A 22,440-nucleotide genomic window follows, 5' to 3' on the forward strand; every position below is an offset into this window, starting at 1 on the left:
CTCGCGGCCGCCCTCATGACTGCCCCGCCCGACGCCGGGCCATGTCGCGCGCAAGCTCAAGCGCCGCGATCAGGCTGCCCGCTTCGGCGATGCCCTTGCCGGCGATATCGAAAGCGGTCCCGTGATCGGGGGACGTGCGCAGGAACGGCAGGCCGAGCGTCACGTTCACCCCGCTGTCGAAGGCAAGCGTCTTGACCGGGATCAGCGCCTGATCGTGATACATGCAGACGGCGGCGTCATAGCCGGCCCGGGCGCGGGTGTGAAACATCGTGTCGGCCGGCAGCGGCCCGAGAACGTCCATCCCCTCCCGCCGCAGCCGCTCGAGCAGGGGGGCGATCCATTCGATCTCCTGCCGCCCCATGGCCCCGCCCTCGCCGGCATGGGGGTTGAGCCCGGCCACCGCGATGCGCGGTGCGGCAATGGCGAAATTTTCACGCAGGCCGGCCGCAGTCAGCATGATCACCCGCTCGAGCAGCGCCGGGGTCAGCCGCCGCGGCACGTCCTCGAGCGCGATATGGATCGTGGCCGGCACCACCCGCAGCCCGGCGCCGACCAGCATCATCACGACATGTTCGACGCCCCCGAGCGCCGCCAGGAACTCGGTATGACCCGGATAGGCGAAACCGGCCCCGTCGATCAGGGCCTTCTTGTGGATCGGCGCGGTGCAGAGCGCCGAAGCCTCACCGCTCCGCACCAGTTCGACGCAGCGCTCGATCACCCGGATCACGTCACCCGCGTTGCGCGGATCGGCCTCGCCGGGCCGGGCCGGGGCGGCAAACCGATGCGGCAGCACCGGAAACGCCGCGGCGCAGACCGCGTTTGCCTCGGCGGGCCCGGAAATCTCGCGAAACGGCGTGCCGGGCGGCAGATGGGTGGGGTCGCCCACCCAGAAGAACGGACAATCCGCACGCAGCGCCTGCCACGCCTTCACCGCGATTTCAGGGCCGATTCCCGCCGGTTCGCCGCAACTGAGCGCGATCGGCGCGCTCATCGCTCGGTGATGACCGCATTGCCGCGCAGCTTTGCCAGCTGGTTTTCGGAAAACGCCTCGAGGCGCTGCTGCGCCAGCATGTTGCCGATGTCGTCATCCGATGCCTCGGCGGCGCTTTCGGCCGTGCGGTTGCAAAGCATGAGGAACAGGAGCGTCTGCCCGCTGTTGCGGGTCAGCGTGGTCGAGATCTCGCCGCGGTCGAGCTTTGCAAGTTCGATCGCGATGTCCTGCGGGATCTCGCCGGGGGCCTGTTCGACCTTTTCCAGCACCTCGGGCGGCTGCCCGGCGGCGATGCCGAACAGGTCGTCGCAGCGATCCACCCGCGCGGCGACCTCGGCCGCCTGCTTCAGCCCCTCGGGGCTGTGCCCGCCGGGAATGTAGTACTTGGCATAGGAGACCTTCGAATAGGCGTCGCGGTCGCGTCCGGTTTCGCGCATCTCGCGCATCTGGAACAGCGCCACCGCGTTCGAAAGCGGAATCGGCGGCGTCACCTCGCCGGGCTTCAGCTCCATGATGAGCGGGCGCAGCCCGGCAGGCAGATCGTTTACCGCCATCCAGGGGATCTGTCCGCCGGCCTGACGGCTTTCCGACGCGGAATAGCGCCTCGCCGCCTCGCCGAAGGCGTCGAAGCCGCGGATTTTCGACAGTTCCTCGGCCAGACCCTCGACCTGATCCATGTTCTCGGGGGTGACCGGCACGATGATCTCGTTCAAAAGCACGCTCACGCTGCTGCCGCTGTTTCCGGCAGCCCGGGCCTGGTCGATTTCCGCCTTGGAGGGGGCGGCGCGCGGCATGAACGTCGTGCGCACATATTCGCGCCACCCGACGTTCACGGACACGAAATCGCGCAGCGATTCATAGCTCACGCCGCCCTGCTGCAGGGCTTCGACGAATTCCTCGGGCGACAGGTCGGTGCGCTGGGAAAACTCGGCGATGCCTGCCCGGATGTCCTCCTCGGAGATCTCGATCTCCGCGTCCCGGATCGCCTGCTGCTTGAGCCGGTCCTCGATCAGTGCCTCGCGCGCCATCTGCATCGGGTCGCCCGGCGCCCGCAGCAGGTGCAGGAACCGCGCCCGCTGTTCGATCTCGAACCCGGTGATGGCGGCATCGTTCACCGTGATGACCGGGGCGAACAGGTTCTGCGCAAGCCCGGGCAGCGGCATGAGGGCGGTGCCGATCGCCAGCGCAAGGCCGCAGGCAAATGGGCGCAGCCCGCGCCGGAACCGGGGCAGGGACGGAATCGGGAGGGATATTCTCAGCTGCATGATCGCCTGTATTTCTCGTTGCCGCTTTCCACGGTGAAGCCGCGTAGTGAAATGGTAAAGCCGAAATCGGTGGTCGGCTCAACACTTGTCGAGCTTGTATACCGCCGGTTTACCGAAAGATCGACCGCGACGCACTCGTTTTGCCATCCCAGCCCGAAGCCGGCGCGCGTGGCGCTGGAATCGGTCAGGTCGTAACGCAGGTTGGCCCGCCCGGTCCAGTTCGGGGTGATTTCATAGGCCCCGTCCAGCCAGATTTCCGAAAGCGCCTCTTCGCGGCCCTCGTCGGGGTCGATCCCCTGCCAGAGATAGGTGCCGGCAAGACCGGTGCGCCTGCCGGTCCAGCTGCCGCGCAGTTCCGCCTTGGAGATGCCGAAACCGCTGTCGAGCAGGGTGCGGCCGCTGACCGCAAGGCCCCGTTCGAAACTGATCTGGCCGGCCAGCAATATGTCCGATGCCTTCCCCGAAAGCCCCGAGGTGCGGGTAAAGCCCGGATCCGCGTCCTGGCGGAACACCTGGCCGATACTGGCCGAAGCCTGCCAGCCCGAAGGCGCAAAGCGCGCCCAGTTCACGCCGTAGACAAAAGTGAATCCGTCCTCGCGCCGGTCGGGGGCGGGAAACCGCGACAGCGACAGGAGGTTGCCCTCGTCGAATTCGACAAAGGCGCTCTCGTCATTCGGCGGCGTGGTCCCGTGGGTGCTGGCCCAGCCGATCTGGGCGATGGGCTCCAGCATCTGCGTGGCGCCGTCCGCCGTGGTCTTCGTCATCGGATAGCGCAGGCTGAACGCCGACGACGGCGTGACGCGGGACAGGTCGTGGCCATAACTGTCGTCCTGGTAGATACGGAAGATGTCGGCGGCGATGCCAACGCGCCAGTCCGCGCGCAGGCCGGGGCCGATGATCCAGTTGCGCCGCCAGTTCAGGTCGGCGGTGGAGCGGATGACATCGCGTCCGAGGATATTGAGGTTCGAACTGCGGTGATGGCCCTGCACGTCGACGGCCATGCGCAATTCGCCGCCGATCCGGTCGGGAAACCAGCGCCGCTCGTAACGCAGGCTCGGCACGATGGTCGGGAGGGTGGACTGGTAATCGAGATCGCGCAGCGAATCGTAATAGATCAGCCCGGCGCGGAACGCGTCGTTGCGGCGATAGCGCGAGATCACCACTTCGTTGCGCAGCCGGTCGGTGTCGGGCAGGCCGTAATCCACAAGATACGCCTTGTCGCTCGCGGTGCGGATCTGGAAATCGAGGTTGAACCCGCGGTTCAGGTCGAAATGTCCGCTGCCGAACAGGTAGCCGCGCGCGTCGTCGGTCAGGTCGTCGCTGGTATAGGCGCCCTCGAAGCGGATCTCGCCTCGGCGGAACGCCTGCCGGTAACGGAACCCGAGCGTGCGCGTCTTGGGCGAAAGATAGGGTGTCAGCGTCAGGTCGCGATGATCGCCGAGCGGGATGAAATAGGGCACCCGTATCCCGGTGCCGAGCTGGTTGGTGCTGCGGATGGTCGGCACCAGAAAGCCGCGCGCGCGTTTCACGTTGGGGTCGGGCAGACGGAAGCGCGGCAGCACCATCACCGTCGCTCCGCGCACCATCAGGCGCGCGTCCTCGAAATAAAGCTGCTGCTCGTCCTCGTCGTGGATCACCCGGCGGGCCCGGATCTGCCAGAGCGGCGGGCGCCCGTCGCCGCAGACATGGCACGAGGTCACGGCCGTGGTGTAAAGCTGGGTATAGCGCCCGCCGACCCGGTTCATCTGCACCGCCGCAAGCTGCACCTGCCGGTTCAACACCATACGCGCGCCCCGCAGCAGCCCGTTCTGCAATTCGCGGTCGAGTTCGGCGGCGCTGGCCAGCACCGTGACATCCGCGCCCCGCTCGAGCCGGATCGGCCCCTCGATGGCAAGCTGCCCGCTGGCCTCGTCGTAAGTGACGCGCTGCGCGGTCAGGCGCACATCGTTGTGCAGGGCCTCGACATGGCCCTCGGCCACGAGCTGGCGCGAGGGGGTGACGTAAAGCGTGTCGGCCATGAGCACCGCGCGCTCTTCCCGGTCGGTGCCCTCCGCCGGGGTCTCCTGTGCCAGCGCGCTCCATTGCAGCACGAGCGACGCCAGAATGATCGCAAGCATGAGCGCCGCAAGGGCCGATAGGAGATGCCGCCGCCTGCTCATCAGCCGTCCTCTGTCTGCAGCAGCAGCCCGAGCGCCAGCAGGATCGCCGCGACCGGGGGCGCCCATGTGGCAAGAATCACCGGAAGCTGACCGTTCTCGCCGAGCACCTGCGCGAAATCGCGGATGAAATAAAGCCCGAAGCCAAGCAGCACCGCCGCGATCACCGCAACCCCGGTGCCGCCAAGGCGGGTGTGGCGCATGGTGAAGGCGGCGCCGACCAGCACCATGGCGATCAGGAACAGCGGGCGCGCGAGTTCGGACTGGAACCAGACCTCCTGACTGCGGGTCGCGAATCCGGCCTCGCGCAGTTCGCGGATGGTGGCGGGCAGGTCATAGATCGAAATCCCCGATGCCCGCCCGAGGCTTTCCTCGATCCGCGCCTGTGTCAGCGTGGTGGCAAGGGTCATCTCGGAGTGGGTCCGCGCCCGGTGTTCGGGGTTCAGATCACTGGCGAGCGGCCAGACCTTGGCGTTTTCCAGGATCCACTTGCCATCGCCCAGCCGCGCGCTTTCGGCAAGGATGCGCCGGTTCGGCTCCCCCGATGGGCCATAGCCGAGGATCGTCACCTGCCGCAGGGTGATGCCGCCCCGTTCGTGCAGGTAGTCCTCGGCATGGATCACGGCCTGTCCCTCGGCGCCGCCCTGCCGCAGCCAGAGCCCCTCGCTCCCCAGCGAGAGCGCCGAGGCATCGCCGCTGCGATAGATGTCGGAGAGGCGCTGATAGCGGTTCGCTGTCGTTGCCACGATCGGGTTGAGCATCGTTACCGCCAGCACGCCGATCAGCGCCGCGACGCCCAGCGGCGCGACCAGCGTGCGCAGCCCCGACCGGCCGGCCGCGCGCGTGACCACCAGTTCGCTGCTGCGGGCCATGGCCACGAAAAGCGCGATGGTGGCCAGGATCATCAGCAGGGGCAGGATCTTGTCGATGGCGCCCGGGGCGCTCAGGAGGGTCAGCGCGAAGATCCGGGCAAGCCCCGTGTCCGAGTCGCTGAAGCGGCGCAGTTGCTCGATCAGATCGACCAGCAGGATGAGGCTCAGGAACACGGCCGCGACCAGCAGGAAGCTGCCCAGGAAGCGCCGCGCGTAATAGAGGTCGAGGATCATGCCGCGGTCTCTCGCACGCGCGTCTGCCGGCGCAGCCGCAGGGCCGGCGGGCGGGCCGCGATCTGCAGGAACAGCGCGGCCACGGCAAGCCCCGCAAACGTGGGCAGATAGACCAGCGGCCAGAGCCGGGCATCGGCCAGCACCGGGCCCGAGACCAGCCCGCGCAGCACTTCGAGCAGGATCACCAGCACAAAGGCCAGCAGCGCCTGCCGCCAGACGCCGAAGCGCGAGAAGCCGCCGAGCATGAGCGTCGAGAAACCGATCAGCGCCACGGCGACACAGATCAGCGCCCGGGCAAAGCGCAGGTGCAGTTCCTCGGCGAGCTTGCCGGGATTGAACCCCTCGTCGCGGGCGATGTCGCTGCCCCGCGTCAGCAGCTCGATCGTCGGCACTTCGCGCAGGCTGCGTGCGCCGGGCTCGCGACTCGGAAGCAACGCGCTGATGTCGTATGAGAAATCAGAGAACCGCGTGGTCGAAAGCGTGTGCTCGTGATTGTCCTGAAGCTGCGCCATCCCGTTCACCATGACCAGGTTCGCCCGCTCGCCGTCGCGCAGCAGATAGGCGCGCTCGGCGGTATAGGTGACGCTCTGGTCGGAATCGCGTCGGTCCGATAGAAAGATATCGTTCAGCGTGCTGTCGGGGTCGATGCGGCCGATATAGAAGGTCACGCCCGCGACCGGGTGCAGGAAAGTGCCTTCGCTCAGCAGCCGCGCCGAGATGCTCTGCGCCACTTCGGCCTCGCGCGCGGAAAGCTGGCTGATCGAGGCCGGCAGCAGCAGGTGGGTGAGCACGCTCATCATCAGCGCCGCCAGCAGCCCGAATACGAGCGGCGGGCGGGCAAGCCGCCAGGGGCTGGTGCCGGTGGCCTGCATCACCGTGATCTCGCTGTCGCCCTGCATGCGGTTCGTGACATAGACGGCGGCCGCAAAGACCGCCATGGGCAGGATCATGCGGATCAGGTTGGGCAGGGCCAGCGCCGAAAATTCAAGGAACACCAGCAGCGACTGCCCGTCGCCGATCAGCCGGTCGAACAGCACCACCGCCCGGTTGATCCAGAACACCGCGACAAGGATCAATGCGAAGAAGCCGAAGAACAGAAGCAGGCGCGAGAGAACATATCTGTCGTAGCGCGACAATGCGACCCTCCCCGCGGCCCTGACGATTGATCCCGTGTTTTGCGCGACATTAATCCAATTGCCTGCCGGGGAAAACTGCTATCTGGTCAAGCGCAGGCGCCCGCGTTACCTCTGGGCGGCAGAGCGCCGGGCGCGCCCGCAGCAGGATACCGGGGCGTGCGGCGCAGGCCACACATGAAAGGAGGCGCCATGAGCAGCCTGACCCCGATCCGTTTCACTCCGGTCGATCTCGATGCGATGGCCTCGGCCGAAGGGCGCGTCGCGGTGGTGATCCCGCCGGAGGGCAAGATGGACCATGGCGCGCGGCGGGCCAACCGTCTGACCCGGGGCGCCCTTGCGCGGCTGATCGAAAGCCGGGAGTTCGCCCGTGCGAAGTCCGGGCAGGTGATCACGCTGGCCTGGCCGGGCGGGATGGCGGCCGAGGCGCTCGACGTGGTGGTGCTCGACAGCCGTTTCGATGCGACCGCGGCGCGCAAGGCGGGGGCGAAGCTCGCGGCGCTGGCCGGCGGCAAGCCGATGCTCGTCATGTTCGGCAGCCGGCGCCGCGGCGCCGAGCTTGCGCTGGGCATTGCCCTGCGCGCCTATCGCTTCGATGCGCACAAGACCGCGAAGGAAGGCGAGGACGCACCGTTCGACCCCGCGCCCGTGACCATCCAGATTTCGGACCCGGAGGCCGCCGAGACGGCGCTCGCCCCGCTCCTGGCGGTGGCCGAGGGGGTGCATATGACGCGCGATCTGGTGAACGAGCCCGCGAATGTGCTGACCACGAGTGAATTCGCCGAGCGGCTGCGGGCGATGGAGGATCTCGGCCTCAAGGTCGAGGTGCTGGAGGAGGACCGCCTTGCCGAACTCGGCATGCGCAACCTTCTGGCGGTCGGGCAGGGGTCGGACAGCCCCTCGAAGGTCGTGGTGATGGAGTGGCAGGGCGGCGAGCAGGGACGCGCGCCGCTGGCGCTGGTCGGCAAGGGGGTGGTGTTCGACACCGGGGGCATATCGCTCAAGCCCGGCGCCGGCATGGAAGACATGACGATGGACATGGGCGGTGCAGGCACGGTCGCCGGCACCATGCGGGCGCTGGCGCGGCGCAAGGCCAAAGCCAATGTGGTCGGGCTGGTCGGCATCGTCGAGAACATGCCCTCGGGCAATGCCGTGCGCCCGGGCGATGTGGTGCGCTCCATGAAGGGCGACACGGTCGAGATCATCAACACCGACGCCGAAGGGCGGCTCGTGCTGTCGGATGTGCTCTGGTATGCGCAGGAGCGGTTCAATCCAGAAGGCATCATTGATCTGGCGACGCTGACGGGGGCGATCATCATCGGTCTTGGCCATGAAAACGCCGGCGTCTTCAGCAATGACGACGCGCTCTGCGATGCCTTTCTCGCGGCGGCGAAGACCGAGGGCGAGGGCGCCTGGCGGATGCCGCTCGGCAAGGCCTATGACGACATGCTGAAATCGCGCGTCGCCGACATGAAGAACGTGGGCGGGCGCGCGGCCGGCTCGATCACCGCGGCGCAGTTCCTGCAGCGCTTCGTCAAGGAGGGCACGCCCTGGATTCACCTCGACATCGCCGGTGTGGCGATGATCAAGGAGGGCACGGCTTATGCCCCCAAGGGCGCGACCGGATGGGGTGTCGCGGCGCTGAACCGGCTGGTGGCGGATCGTTTTGAAAACGGCGACTAGGGAGCGATGGGCGAGGTCTTTTTCTACCACCTGACGCGGCGCCCGCTGGAATCCATGCTGCCGGCGCTCCTGGATCGTGCGCGCGGGGCCGACTGGCGGATCGAATTGCGCGGCACCGATGGGGGGCGGATGCGCTGGCTTGACGATCTGCTCTGGACCGCGCGCAAGGATTCCTTCCTGCCGCACGGGCTCGCCGGTGGTGCTGATGATGCGCAACAGCCCGTGCTGCTGACCGTGGCGGGGCAGGCGGCGGCGAATGCGCCGCACTGCCTGATCTGCGTCGATGGCGCGCCCCTTGCCGCGGAAGAGGCCGGCGCGGTCGCGCGCGCCTGCGTGATCTTTGACGGGGGTGACGGCGCGGCCGTGAGCCACGCCCGCGCGCAATGGAAGGACCTGGTCGGCGCGGGATGTGCGGCGCAATACTGGTCCGAGGACTCCGGCACCTGGGAGATGAAGGCCGAAAGCGGCTGAGCGCGCCGGCCCGCCCCTCCGCCTGTTGTGCGCCTGCCGCAGAATTCGGGAGCGGCGGTGAAAATCCACGCGCAGGCCACCGCTTTGCTTGCCGCCCGTGGCCCGCCGGGCCATGACGCAACCCGCGATGCGCATGGAGGAACATGAGGAATGGAGCCACGCAACCATAGCGACGACCACCCGGCCGCGATCCGCCCAAAGCCGGGCGGGCGCCGCGTTCCCGCCCCATTGCGCGAATTCGGCGCGCTGCTGTCCGGGCTGGCCGCCCCCCGGGGCAAGGGGGCGCCCGCGGCCTGGACGCTGTGGATGACCCTCGCGGTCATCCTGCTGCCGCTTGTGCTCGTGGTGCTGCATCGCTGGGATGCACCGATCGTGCGGGGTGCCATGACCAGCGATCTCTGGCTGATGGAGGTGGCGCGCCTCGTCACCAGCGCGGTGAAGGCGGTCTACTGGCTGGCGCTCTCGGTCGTCGTCTGGGTGCTGACCTGCTTCGTCCTGCGCGGCGCGGATGGCGCCCCGTGGCGCCGCCGGATCGCGCGCCTGCACGACTTCGCGACCTTCCTGATCCTGTCGATCCTCGTGGCCGGGATCCCGGTCGAGATCGGCAAGCGCACCGCCGGGCGTGCACGCCCCGCCCTGATGGATGAATACGGCTCGCTTCATCTTGAACCGTTCCACGGCGGCCATGCGTTCGAAAGTTTCCCCTCGGGGCATTCCATGATGACCGGGATCCTGCTCGTGGCGCTCTGGATCTTTTTGCCGCGCTGGCGGGGGCTGGTGCTGCCGGCGGCCCTGCTGATGCTGCTCGGCCGGCTTGCGGCGGGGATGCATTATCCGACCGATGTGGTCGCGGGCTTTGCCATCGGAATCGTTGCCGCCGCATGGATTGCACGGTTCATGGCGGGGCGTGGCGTCATTTTTCGGCCGGTGTCCGGGCGGGGGCTGCCGTCGCTTGCTGCGCGCCCGCCGCGAGGGGCGGGCGGGGCCTGAGGCGCTTCAGCGCGTCAGCACGAGCGTTCCGTCCTGGAAGTGCACGCTCGACCAGCGCTGGAGATAGCCCATGCCGAGCAGCGAGCCCGGCATTTCCCCGGCACTGACCCAGGCGCGCAGGTCGCGGTCGCTGATCGGCCCGGCGCTCACGCTGTCGAGCCGCACCGGTGCCGTACGCACGACCCCGTTCGCGGTCATCGCCTGCCCGGTATAGGCCAGATCGTCGGTGTCGATGCCGACCCGCGCCGCGTCGCGCTGCGACAGCACCATTTCCGATGCTCCGGTATCGACCAGGAATTCGACCGGGCGGTCGTTGATCGCGAGCGTCAGATAGTAATGCCCGTCCGGGGCGCGCGGCACGGTGATCGCCCCTTCGCCGGTGACGGTGCCGAGGCTCGGGCGCACGGTGCGGCGGATATCGCCCCAGAGCCCGACCGCCGCGATCACGCCGAGAAAGATCAGCCCCCAGGCGATGGCCTGCTGTGCCACGCGGCCAAGGCTCTGCCGGTTCTGGACGAAGAACCAGAACACCAGCACCGCGCCGAGCAGCACCAGATAGGCGGCGTTACCGATCTGCCATTGATCCATCGCTTGTTCCCTGACTGCGCCTTGAATGGGGATGCGGTTCATATGGGGGCGCGCGCCGCGGCTGTCACCTAGGCGCCGAACAGGCCGAAGGCATGCAGCCCGTCCAGCACGAACTGCACCGAAAGCGCCGCAAGCAGCATTCCGAACAGCCGGGTCGCCACGTTGATCCCGGTCCGCCCCAGAGCGCGTTCGAGCGTCCCGCTGGCCAGGAACAGCAAAAGCGCGAGCGCGATCACCGCCACCATGACGCCAAGCACCAGCACAAGCCCGTGCAGCCCGGGCTGCTGTCCGGTGAGCAGGATCATCGAGGTGATGGCCCCCGGCCCGGCGATGAGCGGGATCGCGAGCGGAAACACGGACGGATCGTCGCCGTCGTCCTCGTCGGCCTGCCCCTTGCGCCGCTTGCTGCGCCGCTCGAACAGCATGTCGAAGGCGGTGACGAACAGCAAAAGCCCCCCGGCGATCTGGAACGCGGCCATGGAGATGCCGACGAATCCGAGCACCGTTTCCCCGAAGGCCGCGAAGATGGTCAGCACGACGATGCTGGTCAGGCAGGCGCGCAGCGCGATGGTGCGGCGGCGCGCGGCACTGTCGCCCTGTGTCAGCGCAAGGAACATCGGCGCGAGCCCGATCGGGTCGATCACCACGAAGAGGGTGACGAAAGCGGTTATGAGATAGGCGCTGTCCACGCTACTGCTCGGCCGATTCGAGCTTTTCGAGCGCCGCGAGCCAGATCGCCTCGGCCCGCTCCAGCCCCTCGCGCACCTCGGCATACTTGCGCTGCCAGACGTCCGCCTCGCCCTCGCGGCCGGCTTCGTAAAGTGCGGGATCGGCCAGTTTCTGCACGAGGCGATCGCTCATTTCGGTCAGCTTCTCGACCCGTGCCTCGCCCTTCCTGACCTCCGAGCGCAGCGCGAGGATCCGCTCGCGGGTCGGGCGGGCGGACCGGGCGGCTCCGGGCGCGGCGGATGCCTTGCCTGCCGTGGCCTTGCCGGATGCGGCGGTTTTTTCCGGTGCCAGCAGCATCGCGCGGTAGCTTTCCAGATCGCCCTCATAGGGCGCGACGCGGCCGCCCGAGACCAGCCAGAGCCGGTCGGCGACCAGGCCGAGCAGATGCATGTCGTGGGAAATCAGCACCACCGCGCCCGGATAGGCGGTGAGCGCCTCGATCAGCGCCTCGCGCGATTCGATGTCGAGGTGGTTGGTCGGCTCGTCGAGAATAAGCAGATGCGGCGCGTCCAATGTCGCGAGCAGCAGCGAAAGCCGCGCCTTCTGCCCGCCCGACAGCCGCCCGACGGTGACATCCGCCTGATCCGCGCCGAGGCCGAAACCGGCAAGCTGCGCCCGCAGCCGGGACGGCGCCGTATCGGGGCGTGCGCGGGCCAGATGCTGGAGCGGGGTTTCGTCGAGCCGGAGTTCATCGACCTGGTGCTGGGCGAAGAAGCCGACGCGCAGCTTCGCGGCCCGCGTCACGCGCCCTTCCATGGTTTCAAGCCGCCCGGCGAGCAGCTTCGCCAGCGTCGATTTGCCCTGACCGTTGCGCCCCAGAAGCGCGATCCGGTCGTCCTGGTCGATGCGCAGGTCGAGCCCGGTCAGCACCACGCGGTCGCCATAGCCCGCGCTGGCGTTCCCGGTCGCAAGGATCGGCGGGGCGAGTTCCTCGGGGGCGGGGAAGGTGAACACCGTGCGCGCCTCGTCCTCGGGCGAGCGGATCGTCTCCATCCGCTCGAGCATCCTGATGCGGCTCTGGGCCTGACGCGCCTTGCTGGCCTTGGCGCGGAAACGATCGACGAACCCCTGGAGATGGGCGCGCCGCGCCTCCTGTTTCTTTGCCGCGGCGGCCTGCAGGGCCCGCCGTTCGGCGCGCTGACGGGCGAACTGGTCGTAATTGCCGCTGTAATAGCCGAGCTTTCCCTGATCCAGATGCAGGATCCCGGTCACGGTGCGGTTCAGCAGGTCGCGGTCGTGGCTGATGATGATGACCGTGTGCGGATAGTGGATCAGGTAGTTTTCCAGCCAGAGCGCGCCTTCGAGATCGAGGTAGTTGGTCGGCTCGTCGAGCAGCAAAAGGTCAGGGCGGGCAAAGAGCACGCAGGCGAGCGCAAGGCGCATCCGCCACCCGCCCGAGAAGGCCCGGCTCGGCATCTGCTGCTGCTCGTTGGCAAAGCCCAGCCCGCGCAGGATCGCGGCGGCGCGCGCCTCGGCCGACCAGGCGTCGATATCGGCAAGGCGCGTCTGCACCTCACTGATGCGGGCGGCATCGGTGGCCGTCTCGGCCTCGGCCAGCAGCGCGGCGCGCTCGGTATCGGCGGCCAGCACCGTGTCGATGAGCGGCGTGTCATCACCCGGCGCCTCCTGCGCCACGCCGCCGACGCGCGCCCGCGACGGCAGGGAGATCGTGCCGCCCTCGAGGGCAAGCTCGCCCCGGATCAGGCGAAAGAGCGTGGTCTTGCCGCTGCCGTTGCGTCCGACCAGCCCGACCCGGTGCCCGTCCGGAATCACCGCGCTTGCACCCCCGAGAAGGGGGCGGCCGGCGATGGAAAAGGAAATGTCGTCGATGCGCAGCATGGGAGGGATGTGGCGCAGCCGCGGGGGCCTGTCAATCCGCGCCGCCACTCCGGACTTCCCACGGCGGGGCGCCCATGCTAGGGCGCGCGCGACCTCAATTCGTTACAGGAGAAAGACCGATGGCCCTCGAGCGCACGTTTTCGATCATCAAGCCCGACGCGACCCGCCGCAACCTCACGGGGCGGATCAACGCCAAGTTCGAGGAAGCCGGGCTGCGCATCGTCGCGCAGAAGCGCATCCATATGACCAGGGCGCAGGCCGGCGAGTTCTACGGCGTGCACCGCGAGCGCCCCTTCTATGACGAGCTTTGCGAATTCATGTCCTCGGCCCCGGTGGTGGTGCAGGTGCTCGAGGGCGAAAACGCCATTGCCCGCAACCGCGAGATCATGGGCGCAACCAACCCCTCCGACGCGGCACCCGGAACCATCCGCGCCGAATTCGCCGAGAGCGTGGGCGAGAATTCGGTCCATGGATCGGATGCGCCGGAAACCGCCGCGGTCGAGATCGCCTATTTCTTTTCGGGTCTCGAGATCGTCGGCTGATGGGATGCCGTGCCGCGGGCGGGGCCGGGCGGCCGGGGCGGGCTGCTCCGGCGGTGGTGGTGCCGTCTGCGTCGGGGCAGAGATTTCATGCCTCCGGCGGGGATATTTCCGGCCAGAAGAAGGCATGTAACGGCGCCCCGCGCCCGTGTTGCGGCAAGGCCGGCTGATGGACCCGGCCCGGCCCGCATATCTGATCGGGGTGGATGGCGGCGGCAGCGGCTGCCGGGTTGCCATCGCCGATGCCACGGGCTGCGTGCTGGCCGAGGCGGCCGGCGGGCCGGGGAACGTGTCCGCCGACCCCGATCAGGCTGCGGCCAACATTCGCGCAGCACTTGACGAGGCCGCCGCCGGGGCGGGGATCGGCGCGGACGCGCTGCGCCACGCCCATGCGCATCTCGGCCTTGCGGGGGTGATGTCGGAGGCGGAGGGCGAGGCGATGGCGGCCCGGTTCGATTTCGCCCGCCTGCGCGTCACCGACGACCGCCCGACCGTGCTGGCCGGGGCGCTCGGTGGCGCGGACGGGGTGGTGCTGGCGATCGGCACCGGAAGTTTCATCGCCCGCAGCCGCGACGGTGCGGCGCGTTTCGTCGGCGGCTGGGGATTCGTCTGCGGCGATCAGGCCTCCGGCGCCTGGCTCGGGCGGGGAGCGGTGGAGGCGGCGCTGCTGGCCGTGGACGGGTTGCGCGAACATGGACAGGTGACGCGCGCGGTGCTCGGGAGCGTGGGCGGCGATCCGGCCATGCTGGCGCACAGGTCGCTTGTCGCGCCGCCCGGCTGGTTCGCGGAATTTGCGCCGCTCGTCGTGCGCGAGGCGGCGCAGGGTGATCAGGCGGGGCGCGAGATGATGGAGCGGGGCGCGGATTACATCTGCCGGGCGCTTGAGCGTCTCGGGCGCGGGTCGGGAGAGGCTGTCTGTGCCTTCGGCGGGGTGTCGCCACATTACGCGCCCTACCTTCCCGAGGACATCCGCGATTGCGTCGTCCGCCCGCTCGGGCGTGCGGTGGACGGGGCGCTGCGGCTTGCGGCGCGGCTTGCGGATGGCTGATGTTGCCCTTCTGGGCGCCGATATTCATGACGGCACCGCGCTGCACCGGAACATGGCGCTCTGGCGTTCCGGCGCGGATCTGCGGATCGTGCCGCCCGGGCATCTGCCCGAGGGCTGCCGGCGGCGCGATCTGGGGGGCGGGATCCTGCTGCCCGGTTTTGTCGATCTGCAGGTGAACGGCGGCGGCGGGGTGATGTTCAATGACGCGCCGTCGCTTGCGACGCTCCGGGTGATCGCGCGCGCCCATCATAGGCTTGGCACCCGCGCCTTCCTGCCGACGCTGATCAGCGACACCCCCGCGCAGGTCCGCGCCGCGGTCGCGGCGGTGGAGCAGGCGATGGCCGCCGGGGTGCCGGGGATCGTGGGGCTGCATCTCGAGGGGCCGCATCTTTCTGCGGCGCGGAAGGGCGCCCATGCGGCCGGGCTGATCCGCCCCATGGAGGAGCCGGATCTGCGCTTTCTCTGCGAGGCGGCGGCGCGGCTTCCCAACCTGATGGTGACGCTTGCGCCCGAGGCGGTGACGGGTGCGCAGATTTCGCAGCTTGCCGCCGCGGGCGTGATCGTCTCGGTCGGGCACAGCGCCGCCGACCACGGGCAGGCGCGGGCGGCTTTCGACGCCGGAGCGCGCTGCGTGACGCATCTGTTCAATGCCATGGAGCCGCTTCTTTCGCGGGCGCCGGGCCTTGTCGGCGCGGCGCTTGCAGATGGACGGATCAGTTGCGGGCTGATCGCCGACGGGTTTCATGTGGATCCGGTGGTGATGCAGGTCGCGCTTGCCGCCAAGCAGGGGCCGGGCCAGGTCTTTCTGGTGAGCGACGCCATGGCCACCGCTGCAAGTGCCGTTCCGGGCTTTGATCTGAACGGACGCCGGGTCCGGCGCATGGGAGGGCGGCTCGTGCTGGAGGACGGCACCCTTGCCGGGGCGGACCTGGATATGGCCGGTGCGCTGCGGGTTCTTGTCGGCAGGGCCGGCGAAAGCCCGGCCCGGGCGATCCGGCGCGCGACGGGCATCCCGGCCGCGCTGCTGCGCGACGACATGGGGCAGGGCCGGCTGCGGGCGGGGAATGTCATTCACCTTTGCGCGGATCTGCACCTGCGGGCCGATAGCGGCGATCTCTGGCAGGGCTGACGGGGCTGCGGAAATAATCCGAAGTTTCGCCTTGCATTACCGCCCGGTCGCGTCTATCTCCCGCAGCCGTGGACCGATAGCTCAGCTGGATAGAGTACTTGACTACGAATCAAGGGGTCGGGGGTTCGAATCCTCCTCGGTCCGCCACCACCCCAAAACAGCGTTGATTTAATTGGTTAATTTGGCGCTTTTGAAAGCTCGCGCACGCCGGTTTCCATGGCCTGCGAGGATTCCGCACCCGGAATCCCCTTTTGATCCGCCTGCCGGGTGTGGTGCGCGACATCGGACAGGCTGGCATGTCCCGTCCATGCGCCAATCTGCGATGCAGTAGCTCCGGCTTTGGCCGATGCGATGCGCGGGCTCTCGCGATCCGTATGCGGCGTGCGGCAAACCGTGAATGACGGCCCGCCGCCTCCATGCGCTGGGCGCCCCCTGTCGCCATAGCGAGACGAGCGCTTGGCGCGCGCTCCCGAGCAATGCGGTCTGAGATCGTCAAGGGCGACGGTCGTGATGCCGCCGCCCGATGGCGGGGCATATCCGTGTCCACCGCCATACGCATCCGAACCGGACCTTCGAAGAGACCGGCACTCACCGGCAGGCCGAACGCTCGATCAGATATTGTCCCTCTTGACCACCTGTTGCCGGCTGGCCCGGTGCCCTGTCGTGTTGGTCACGAAATGTCCCGGCCCCGGCGGGGGCCGCGGCAGGGCGTAGATGTCAGGCGCATATGTCAGGTCATGCCGGGCGCCTGGCTGCCGCGCTCGCGGTAGGGCGTGGTGCCGTAATGGGCGCGGTAGCATTTGGAGAAATGGCTCGGAGAGGCAAATCCGCAGGCCAGGGCCACGTTGATCACGCTCATGTCGGTCTGCATCAGGAGGTTGCGGGCACGGGCCAGCCTCAGTTCCATGTAATAGCGCTTGGGCGAGCGGTTCACATAGCGCCGGAACAGCCGCTCAAGCTGGCGGGTGGACATGCCCACATGCTGCGCCAGAAGCGAGGGGGTGATCGGTTCCTCGATGTTCTGTTCCATCATGTGGATCACCTGCGCAAGCTTCGGGTGCCGCACTCCGATGCGGGCCGGAACCGAAAGGCGCTGCACGTCGTGATCGGTGCGGATGCTGGAATAGATCAGTTGATCGGCCACCGCATTGGCGAGGTCGGCGCCATGATCGTCGGCGATCAGCTTCAGTATCAGGTCGAGCGAACTTGTCCCGCCGGCGGTGGTGAGGCAGTTGCCGTCGATGGTAAAGACCGAGTGGGTCAGGTTCACATCGGCGAAATCCTCGCTGAAGCCGTCGGCGTTTTCCCAGTGGATCGTCGCGCGCTTGCCGTCGAGCAGCCCGGCCCGGGCCATCACGTAGGATGCGGTGCAGAGCCCGCCGATCACCAGCCCCTTGCGTGCCTCGCGCCGCACCCAGTTCAGCAGGGTGCGCGTGGTCGCCGCCTGCACCTTGAGCCCGCCGCAGATCAGGATCGTGTCATCGCGGTTGAATTCGTCGAGCCCCGCATCCAGCTTGAACTGCGCACCGGTCGAACAGGTGGCGGTATCGCCGCCTTCGCCGACCAGCAGCCAGTCATAAATCCGCCGCCCCGCCATGCGGTTCGCGATGCGCAGGCTTTCGACGGCAGAAGCAAAGGAGAGCAGGGTGAATTGCTCGAGCAGCACGAACACAAAGCGGCGGGGGCTGGTGGCAGAGCGCTCCGCTTCTGTCACGGCACTTGGTCTTTCCTTCACTGCGTTTCCTTTTCCCCCTCGTTACCGCCGGCCGCCCGTAATTCGGCCCGCCATGCGGGTGCCCCGCGCCCGACAGGGCCGCGACACCATTTGGCGGTTGCACGCAACCGACGTCAATAGTGTCGCATATCACATATGGCCACTCCGGCGGCGGTTTTGTATACAGCCCCTGACGCATCATGCGGAGGATGAACCATGAGCAACTGGCACAAGGGCGACTGGCGCAACAGGCCGCGCGTGCAGATGCCGGATTACACCGATCCGGCGGCGCTGCGCGAGGTCGAGGCACAGCTTTCCAAATATCCTCCGCTGGTCTTTGCCGGCGAGGCGCGGCGGCTCCGGAAACATCTGGGCGCGGCGGCGCGGGGCGAAGCCTTCGTCCTGCAGGGCGGCGATTGTGCGGAAAGCTTCGAACAGTTCAGCGCCGATGCGATCCGCGACACCTTCAAGGTGATGCTGCAGATGGCCATGGTGCTGACCTATGCGGCCAAGGTTCCGGTGATCAAGGTCGGACGCATGGCCGGCCAGTTCGCCAAGCCCCGCAGCGCGGCGACCGAGACCGTGGACGGGGTGGAGCTGCCGAGCTACCGCGGCGACATCATCAACGAGCTCGCCTTCACCGAAGATGCGCGGATCCCCGATCCGCGCAAGATGCTGCAGGCCTATACCCAGGCATCCGCGACGCTGAACCTGCTGCGTGCCTTTTCCACCGGCGGCTATGCCGATGTGCATCAGGTCCATTCCTGGACGCTCGGCTTCACCGAAGGGGCGAAGGCCGAGAAATACCGCGAGCTTGCGAACCGTATCACCGATGCGCTGGATTTCATGTCGGCGGCCGGCGTGAACCGCGACACGGCGCATACGCTGCAGACGGTCGAATTCTACACCAGCCACGAAAGCCTGCTGCTGGAATACGAAGAGGCGCTGACGCGGCTCGATTCCACCTCGGGCAAATGGCTGGCCGGGTCGGGGCATATGATCTGGATCGGCGACCGCACGCGGCAGCCGGACGGGGCGCATGTGGAATATGCCCGCGGGGTGCTGAATCCGATCGGGCTCAAATGCGGTCCCTCCATGACCGAGGACGACCTGAAGCGCCTGATGGAGCGTCTGAACCCCGAGAACGATCCCGGGCGGCTCACGCTCATCACCCGTTTCGGCGCCGGCAAGGTGGCCGAACATCTGCCGCGCCTCGTGCGCGCGGTGGAGCGCGAGGGGGCGAATGTGGTCTGGGTCTGCGATCCGATGCACGGCAACACGATCAAGTCCTCGACCGGGTTCAAGACGCGCCCGTTCGAGTCCGTGCTGCGCGAGGTGCGCGAATTCTTCGGCGTGCATACCGCCGAGGGCAGCGTGCCGGGCGGGGTCCATTTCGAGATGACCGGGCAGGACGTGACCGAATGCACCGGCGGGGTGCAGGCGGTGACCGAATCCGACCTTTCGCATCGCTATCACACCGCTTGCGACCCGCGCCTGAACGCGAGCCAGTCGCTTGAACTGGCCTTCCTCGTGGCGGAAGAACTTGGCAGTCTGCGGGAGACCCGCAAGGAAAGCCGCGCGGCGGTCTGAGCCCGCCGGCGGTTCCGCGGCCCGGATTCCGGGCTGCGGTTGGCCGGTGTGGTTTGACCGGGATAGTCGGGCTCGCCTGACCATGCCACGTTCCGCACGCTGCCTTCGGACCGGGGCAGGGTGCCCGGGTTCCGAGTGTTGCGACCGGTAAGCGTGTCAGCGGGAGTCGTGGCTCGGGACGAGGCGCAGGTAGCTTGCGTTTTCGGGCATTGGCGCCTGACCCTCGCTCCGCCGGATGCCGCCGCACAGCACCTCGGCGCTGCGGCCTGACACCGGGCGGGCCTCGGCGCGAAGCAATTCGAAACGGCGCGGCGTGGCGGGCATGTCCTGATCCGAAAGCAGCACGCCGAGTGCACGCCCGATCTCGCCGCTGTCGGATCTGAGCGGAAGCAGCATCATCCGCGCCTCGAGCGTCCCGCCGCCCGGGTTGTCCATGTCATCGGCGCCGCCCGCGGTCAGGATCAGGTCGCCGACCGCCGGCATGGCAAAAACGTCCCGCAGAAGAACACCGACTGCGGCGCGGTGCCTGGCCGCGAACAGGGCGGCAAGCGGCATGCGGCGCAGATCCACCCCGGCGAGGTTGTTCACCTGCTGCCCGGCCACCCGGAACTGCGCCTGGTCCGGTGCCGTCCGTTCCAGGATGAACACGTGGCGCAGCACGGATTCCAGCCCGCGCGGGTCGATTTCGTTGCGCCAGGGAATGTCCCCCTCGCGGCGCAGCGCCGACCAGTAGGCCTCGGCCTGGTGCAGGGGCGAAAGCGGGCGCCCGTTGCGGAACCGGTTCATGAACACCACGTTGCCGTTCCCGCTGCCCCTGTCCGGATGATGCCCCGTTTGCGCCATCTGTCCCCATCCCGTCGGAAATCTGCCTGCACTGCGCGGAAGAAGGCGCAGTGCAGGCAGCTTGAACTTCATACTGGTTACCCGGCCGCAAACATGCCTTACTTTTGCCAGATATGGGAGAAGATCCTTAAATTCCGGTTAACGACGACCGGGAGCCATGGAGCTTCGGGGAGAACCATGGAGGTTCCGCGGCGAGCCGCGCGGGGCTTGCCCTTGACGTGCCTGCTGTTCTAGGTGCTGGACGCAACGAGGCGGCAATGCGGAGGAAACATGGCGACATCCGGGCCACTGGCAGGGGCGGCGCTCTCCGTGTCCGCAGGTCAAGCGCAGCAGGGCGGCGCGCATCGGACGGGGAATCACGCGATGGAACGGCGGCGGGGGCTGCTCATTATCCTGTCTTCACCGTCGGGCGCCGGGAAATCGACCCTTGCCGGGCGGCTGCGCGACTGGGATCCCGATATCGTGTTTTCGATCAGCGCGACCACGCGCAAGCCGCGCCCGGGCGAAACCGATGGGGTCGATTACCGCTTTCTGACCCAGGCGGATTTCGATGCCCGCGTGGCGGCGGGCGAGATGCTCGAACATGCGCAGGTGTTCGGCAATTCCTACGGCACGCCGCGCGCTCCGGTCGAGGCGGCGATCGAGACCGGGCAGGATGTGCTGTTCGATATCGACTGGCAGGGGGCGCAGCAGATACGGAACTCGGCGCTCGGGCTCAATACGCTGTCGATCTTCCTGCTGCCGCCCTCGATCGCCGAGCTGCACCGCCGGCTCGAGACGCGGGGGCAGGATTCGCCCGAGACCATCGCCCGGCGCATGCGGCAAAGCTGGGACGAGATCAGCCACTGGGACGGCTATGACTTCGTGCTGGTGAATGCGGACCTTGCCGAGACCGAGGCCCGCCTCAGGACCATCATCACCGCCACCCGCCTGCGGCGCAGCCAGCAGCCCGGCCTGACCGCCCATGTGCTGGCGCTTCAGGCCGAATTCGAGGAGATTCACCCATGACAATCTATGCGCTCGACACACGCAGGCCACAGATCGACGAGGATAGCTGGATCGCGCCCGATGCGAATGTGATCGGCGGCGTCATCATCGAGGCGGGCGTCGGCATCTGGTTCGGCTCGACCCTGCGCGGCGACAACGAGGACATCCGGGTCGGCGCCGATTCCAACGTGCAGGAAAACTGTGTCTTTCACACCGACATGGGCTATCCGCTGGTCGTCGGGCCGGGTTGCACCATCGGCCACAAGGCCATGCTGCACGGCTGTACCATCGGCGAAAACAGCCTGATCGGGATTGGTGCGATCATTCTGAACGGTGCGCGCATCGGCCGGAACTGCCTGATCGGAGCGGGGGCGCTGATCACCGAGAACAAGGAAATCCCCGACGGAAGCCTGGTCATGGGCGCGCCCGGAAAGGTGGTGCGGCAGCTTGACGAGGCGGCCATCGACGGGCTGCGCCGCTCAGCGCGCCATTATGCCGAGCGGATGCGCCATTACCGTGGCGCCCTGAAGGCGATCGGCTGACGGTCGGGATGGCGGACATGGCAGCCGGGCGAAAGAAAAAGGCCCCGCTGGACGGCGCCACGCTCAAGACGCGCCTGGTGGAGCAGGCCCGGGCCGAGGGATTCGTTTCCTGCCGCATCTGCCGCCCGGGCGACATTCCGCAGGTGCCCGGGCGGCTGCGGGCCTATCTCGATGCCGGCTGGCATGGGCAGATGGAGTGGATGGAGCGGCGCAGCGACTGGCGCGGCAACCCAGAGTCGCTCTGGCCCGAGGCGCGCTCGGTCATCATGCTGGCCGAAAGCTATACGCCCGAACATGATCCGACCGCGGTTCTTTCGCTGCCGGACCGCGGCGCGATTTCGGTCTATGCGCAAAACCGCGACTATCACGATCTGGTCAAGAAACGGCTCAAGCGTCTGGCCCGCTGGCTGATTGCGGAAAGCGGCGAGGGGACGGAACTCAAGGTCTTTGTCGATACCGCGCCGGTGGCGGAAAAGCCGCTCGGGCAGGCGGCGGGGCTGGGCTGGCAGGGCAAGCATACGGTGCTGATCAGCCGCGACTGGGGCAACTGGGCCTTTCTCGGTGCCATCTTCACCACGCTCGACCTGCCGCCCGATACGCCGGGGCGTGAACATTGCGGCACTTGCCGGGCCTGCCTCGATGCCTGTCCGACCGATGCCTTTCCCGCGCCCTGGAAGCTCGACGCGCGGCGCTGCATCTCCTACCTCACCATCGAATACAAGGGGCCGGTCGCGGAGGATCTGCGCCCGCTGCTCGGCAACCGCATCTATGGCTGCGACGATTGCCTGGCCGCCTGTCCGTGGAACAAGTTCGCGGTGACGGCGAGCGACATGCGCTATGCCGCGCGCGCCGATCTGGTGGCGCCGAAACTTGCCGACCTCGCGGTGCTGGACGATGCGGGGTTCCGCGCGATGTTCTCGGGGTCGCCGATCAAGCGCATCGGGCGCGACCGTTTCGTGCGCAACGTGCTTTATGCGATCGGAAATTCCGGCGATCCCGGCCTGCTTGGCGTCGCGCGGTCGCTGGTCGATGATCCCGACCCTATGGTCGCCGATGCGGCGCGCTGGGCGGTCGGGCGGCTCGAGGCGTTGGAATAG

The 22,440-nt window shown here is 67.9% G+C and carries 20 protein-coding genes and 1 tRNA gene; 11 read left to right on the forward strand and 10 right to left on the reverse strand.

The genetic code is table 11. The annotated features are described in order from the left end of the window. Positions 1 to 13 precede the first annotated feature (13 nt). Genes pdxA through lptF form a run of 5 tightly spaced genes read right to left on the reverse strand, consistent with a single transcriptional unit; the run spans position 14 to position 6,654 of the window. On the reverse strand, positions 14 to 991 hold the full coding sequence (pdxA, locus tag B0B01_RS09690) for a 4-hydroxythreonine-4-phosphate dehydrogenase PdxA (protein WP_076649680.1): 978 nt from the start codon (positions 989 to 991) through the stop codon (positions 14 to 16). Continuing rightward, positions 988 to 2,256: a peptidylprolyl isomerase gene (locus B0B01_RS09695; protein WP_076649681.1), complete on the reverse strand. Its 1,269-nt coding sequence runs from the start codon at positions 2,254 to 2,256 to the stop codon at positions 988 to 990. Before B0B01_RS09695 ends, pdxA begins: the two co-directional genes overlap by 4 nt. Next, complete coding sequence (locus B0B01_RS09700; protein ID WP_076649682.1) at positions 2,247 to 4,415, reverse strand: LPS-assembly protein LptD; 2,169 nt, start codon at positions 4,413 to 4,415, stop codon at positions 2,247 to 2,249. The genes B0B01_RS09695 and B0B01_RS09700 overlap by 10 nt, the downstream gene beginning before the upstream one ends. Further along, on the reverse strand, positions 4,415 to 5,518 hold the full coding sequence (gene lptG / locus B0B01_RS09705; RefSeq protein WP_076649683.1) for an LPS export ABC transporter permease LptG: 1,104 nt from the start codon (positions 5,516 to 5,518) through the stop codon (positions 4,415 to 4,417). Before lptG ends, B0B01_RS09700 begins: the two co-directional genes overlap by 1 nt. After that, positions 5,515 to 6,654 carry an LPS export ABC transporter permease LptF gene (gene lptF, locus B0B01_RS09710; RefSeq protein ID WP_076649684.1) on the reverse strand — a complete coding sequence of 380 codons (1,140 nt, stop codon included), beginning with the start codon at positions 6,652 to 6,654 and terminating at the stop codon, positions 5,515 to 5,517. Before lptF ends, lptG begins: the two co-directional genes overlap by 4 nt. A gap of 189 nt (positions 6,655 to 6,843) precedes the next feature. Here lptF and B0B01_RS09715 point away from each other — a divergent pair, with 189 nt between their 5' ends. From B0B01_RS09715 to B0B01_RS09725, 3 genes are all read left to right on the forward strand, one after another. Beyond that, positions 6,844 to 8,334, forward strand: coding sequence for a leucyl aminopeptidase (locus B0B01_RS09715; RefSeq protein ID WP_076649685.1), 1,491 nt, complete (start codon positions 6,844 to 6,846; stop codon positions 8,332 to 8,334). Positions 8,335 to 8,340: 6 nt separating this feature from the next. Then, positions 8,341 to 8,805 (forward strand): DNA polymerase III subunit chi, encoded by a 465-nt coding sequence (locus B0B01_RS09720; protein ID WP_076649686.1) that lies wholly within the window; start codon positions 8,341 to 8,343, stop codon positions 8,803 to 8,805. Between the two features lie 150 nt (positions 8,806 to 8,955). Then, positions 8,956 to 9,795 carry a phosphatase PAP2 family protein gene (locus B0B01_RS09725; RefSeq protein ID WP_076649687.1) on the forward strand — a complete coding sequence of 280 codons (840 nt, stop codon included), beginning with the start codon at positions 8,956 to 8,958 and terminating at the stop codon, positions 9,793 to 9,795. A 6-nt stretch (positions 9,796 to 9,801) separates the two neighbouring features. Here the strand turns inward: B0B01_RS09725 and B0B01_RS09730 are convergent, their stop codons facing one another. The 3 genes from B0B01_RS09730 to B0B01_RS09740 form a co-directional block, all read right to left on the reverse strand. Continuing rightward, positions 9,802 to 10,383: a retropepsin-like aspartic protease family protein gene (locus B0B01_RS09730; protein ID WP_076649688.1), complete on the reverse strand. Its 582-nt coding sequence runs from the start codon at positions 10,381 to 10,383 to the stop codon at positions 9,802 to 9,804. Positions 10,384 to 10,451: 68 nt separating this feature from the next. Then, entirely contained in the window at positions 10,452 to 11,072 is a 621-nt protein-coding gene (locus tag B0B01_RS09735) for a MarC family protein (protein WP_076649689.1), read from the reverse strand. Position 11,073: 1 nt separating this feature from the next. Continuing rightward, positions 11,074 to 12,951 (reverse strand): ABC-F family ATP-binding cassette domain-containing protein, encoded by a 1,878-nt coding sequence (locus B0B01_RS09740; RefSeq protein WP_076649690.1) that lies wholly within the window; start codon positions 12,949 to 12,951, stop codon positions 11,074 to 11,076. 119 nt (positions 12,952 to 13,070) lie between these two features. Here B0B01_RS09740 and ndk point away from each other — a divergent pair, with 119 nt between their 5' ends. The 4 genes from ndk to B0B01_RS09760 all read left to right on the forward strand — a co-directional run bounded on the left by ndk (position 13,071) and on the right by B0B01_RS09760 (position 15,814). Beyond that, complete coding sequence (gene ndk / locus B0B01_RS09745) at positions 13,071 to 13,493, forward strand: nucleoside-diphosphate kinase (protein ID WP_076649691.1); 423 nt, start codon at positions 13,071 to 13,073, stop codon at positions 13,491 to 13,493. A 166-nt stretch (positions 13,494 to 13,659) separates the two neighbouring features. Continuing rightward, positions 13,660 to 14,538 (forward strand): glucosamine kinase nucleotide-binding domain-containing protein, encoded by an 879-nt coding sequence (locus tag B0B01_RS09750; RefSeq protein ID WP_076649692.1) that lies wholly within the window; start codon positions 13,660 to 13,662, stop codon positions 14,536 to 14,538. Further along, positions 14,531 to 15,667 (forward strand): N-acetylglucosamine-6-phosphate deacetylase, encoded by a 1,137-nt coding sequence (nagA, locus tag B0B01_RS09755; RefSeq protein ID WP_076649693.1) that lies wholly within the window; start codon positions 14,531 to 14,533, stop codon positions 15,665 to 15,667. The genes B0B01_RS09750 and nagA overlap by 8 nt, the downstream gene beginning before the upstream one ends. Positions 15,668 to 15,737: 70 nt before the next feature. Beyond that, positions 15,738 to 15,814: transfer RNA gene (locus tag B0B01_RS09760), tRNA-Arg, on the forward strand. A 583-nt stretch (positions 15,815 to 16,397) separates the two neighbouring features. Here the strand turns inward: B0B01_RS09760 and B0B01_RS09765 are convergent. Then, positions 16,398 to 17,381, reverse strand: coding sequence for a GlxA family transcriptional regulator (locus B0B01_RS09765; protein ID WP_234967745.1), 984 nt, complete (start codon positions 17,379 to 17,381; stop codon positions 16,398 to 16,400). Positions 17,382 to 17,597: 216 nt separating this feature from the next. Between B0B01_RS09765 and B0B01_RS09770 the strand changes: the two genes are divergently transcribed. Beyond that, positions 17,598 to 18,971, forward strand: a complete 1,374-nt coding sequence (locus B0B01_RS09770) for a class II 3-deoxy-7-phosphoheptulonate synthase (protein ID WP_076649695.1) — start codon at positions 17,598 to 17,600, stop codon at positions 18,969 to 18,971. A gap of 156 nt (positions 18,972 to 19,127) precedes the next feature. Here the strand turns inward: B0B01_RS09770 and B0B01_RS09775 are convergent, their stop codons facing one another. Further along, positions 19,128 to 19,814 (reverse strand): PAS domain-containing protein, encoded by a 687-nt coding sequence (locus tag B0B01_RS09775; RefSeq protein WP_159438971.1) that lies wholly within the window; start codon positions 19,812 to 19,814, stop codon positions 19,128 to 19,130. Between the two features lie 363 nt (positions 19,815 to 20,177). Between B0B01_RS09775 and gmk the strand changes: the two genes are divergently transcribed. Genes gmk through queG form a run of 3 tightly spaced genes read left to right on the forward strand, consistent with a single transcriptional unit; the run spans position 20,178 to position 22,440 of the window. After that, positions 20,178 to 20,822, forward strand: coding sequence for a guanylate kinase (gene gmk / locus B0B01_RS09780; RefSeq protein WP_076649696.1), 645 nt, complete (start codon positions 20,178 to 20,180; stop codon positions 20,820 to 20,822). Beyond that, positions 20,819 to 21,343 (forward strand): gamma carbonic anhydrase family protein, encoded by a 525-nt coding sequence (locus tag B0B01_RS09785; protein WP_076649697.1) that lies wholly within the window; start codon positions 20,819 to 20,821, stop codon positions 21,341 to 21,343. Before gmk ends, B0B01_RS09785 begins: the two co-directional genes overlap by 4 nt. Before the next feature lie 17 nt (positions 21,344 to 21,360). Beyond that, positions 21,361 to 22,440, forward strand: a complete 1,080-nt coding sequence (gene queG, locus B0B01_RS09790; RefSeq protein ID WP_076650165.1) for a tRNA epoxyqueuosine(34) reductase QueG — start codon at positions 21,361 to 21,363, stop codon at positions 22,438 to 22,440.

It is taken from the genome of Pontibaca methylaminivorans, from assembly GCF_900156525.1.
Taxonomy (GTDB): Bacteria; Pseudomonadota; Alphaproteobacteria; order Rhodobacterales; family Rhodobacteraceae; genus Pontibaca; species Pontibaca methylaminivorans.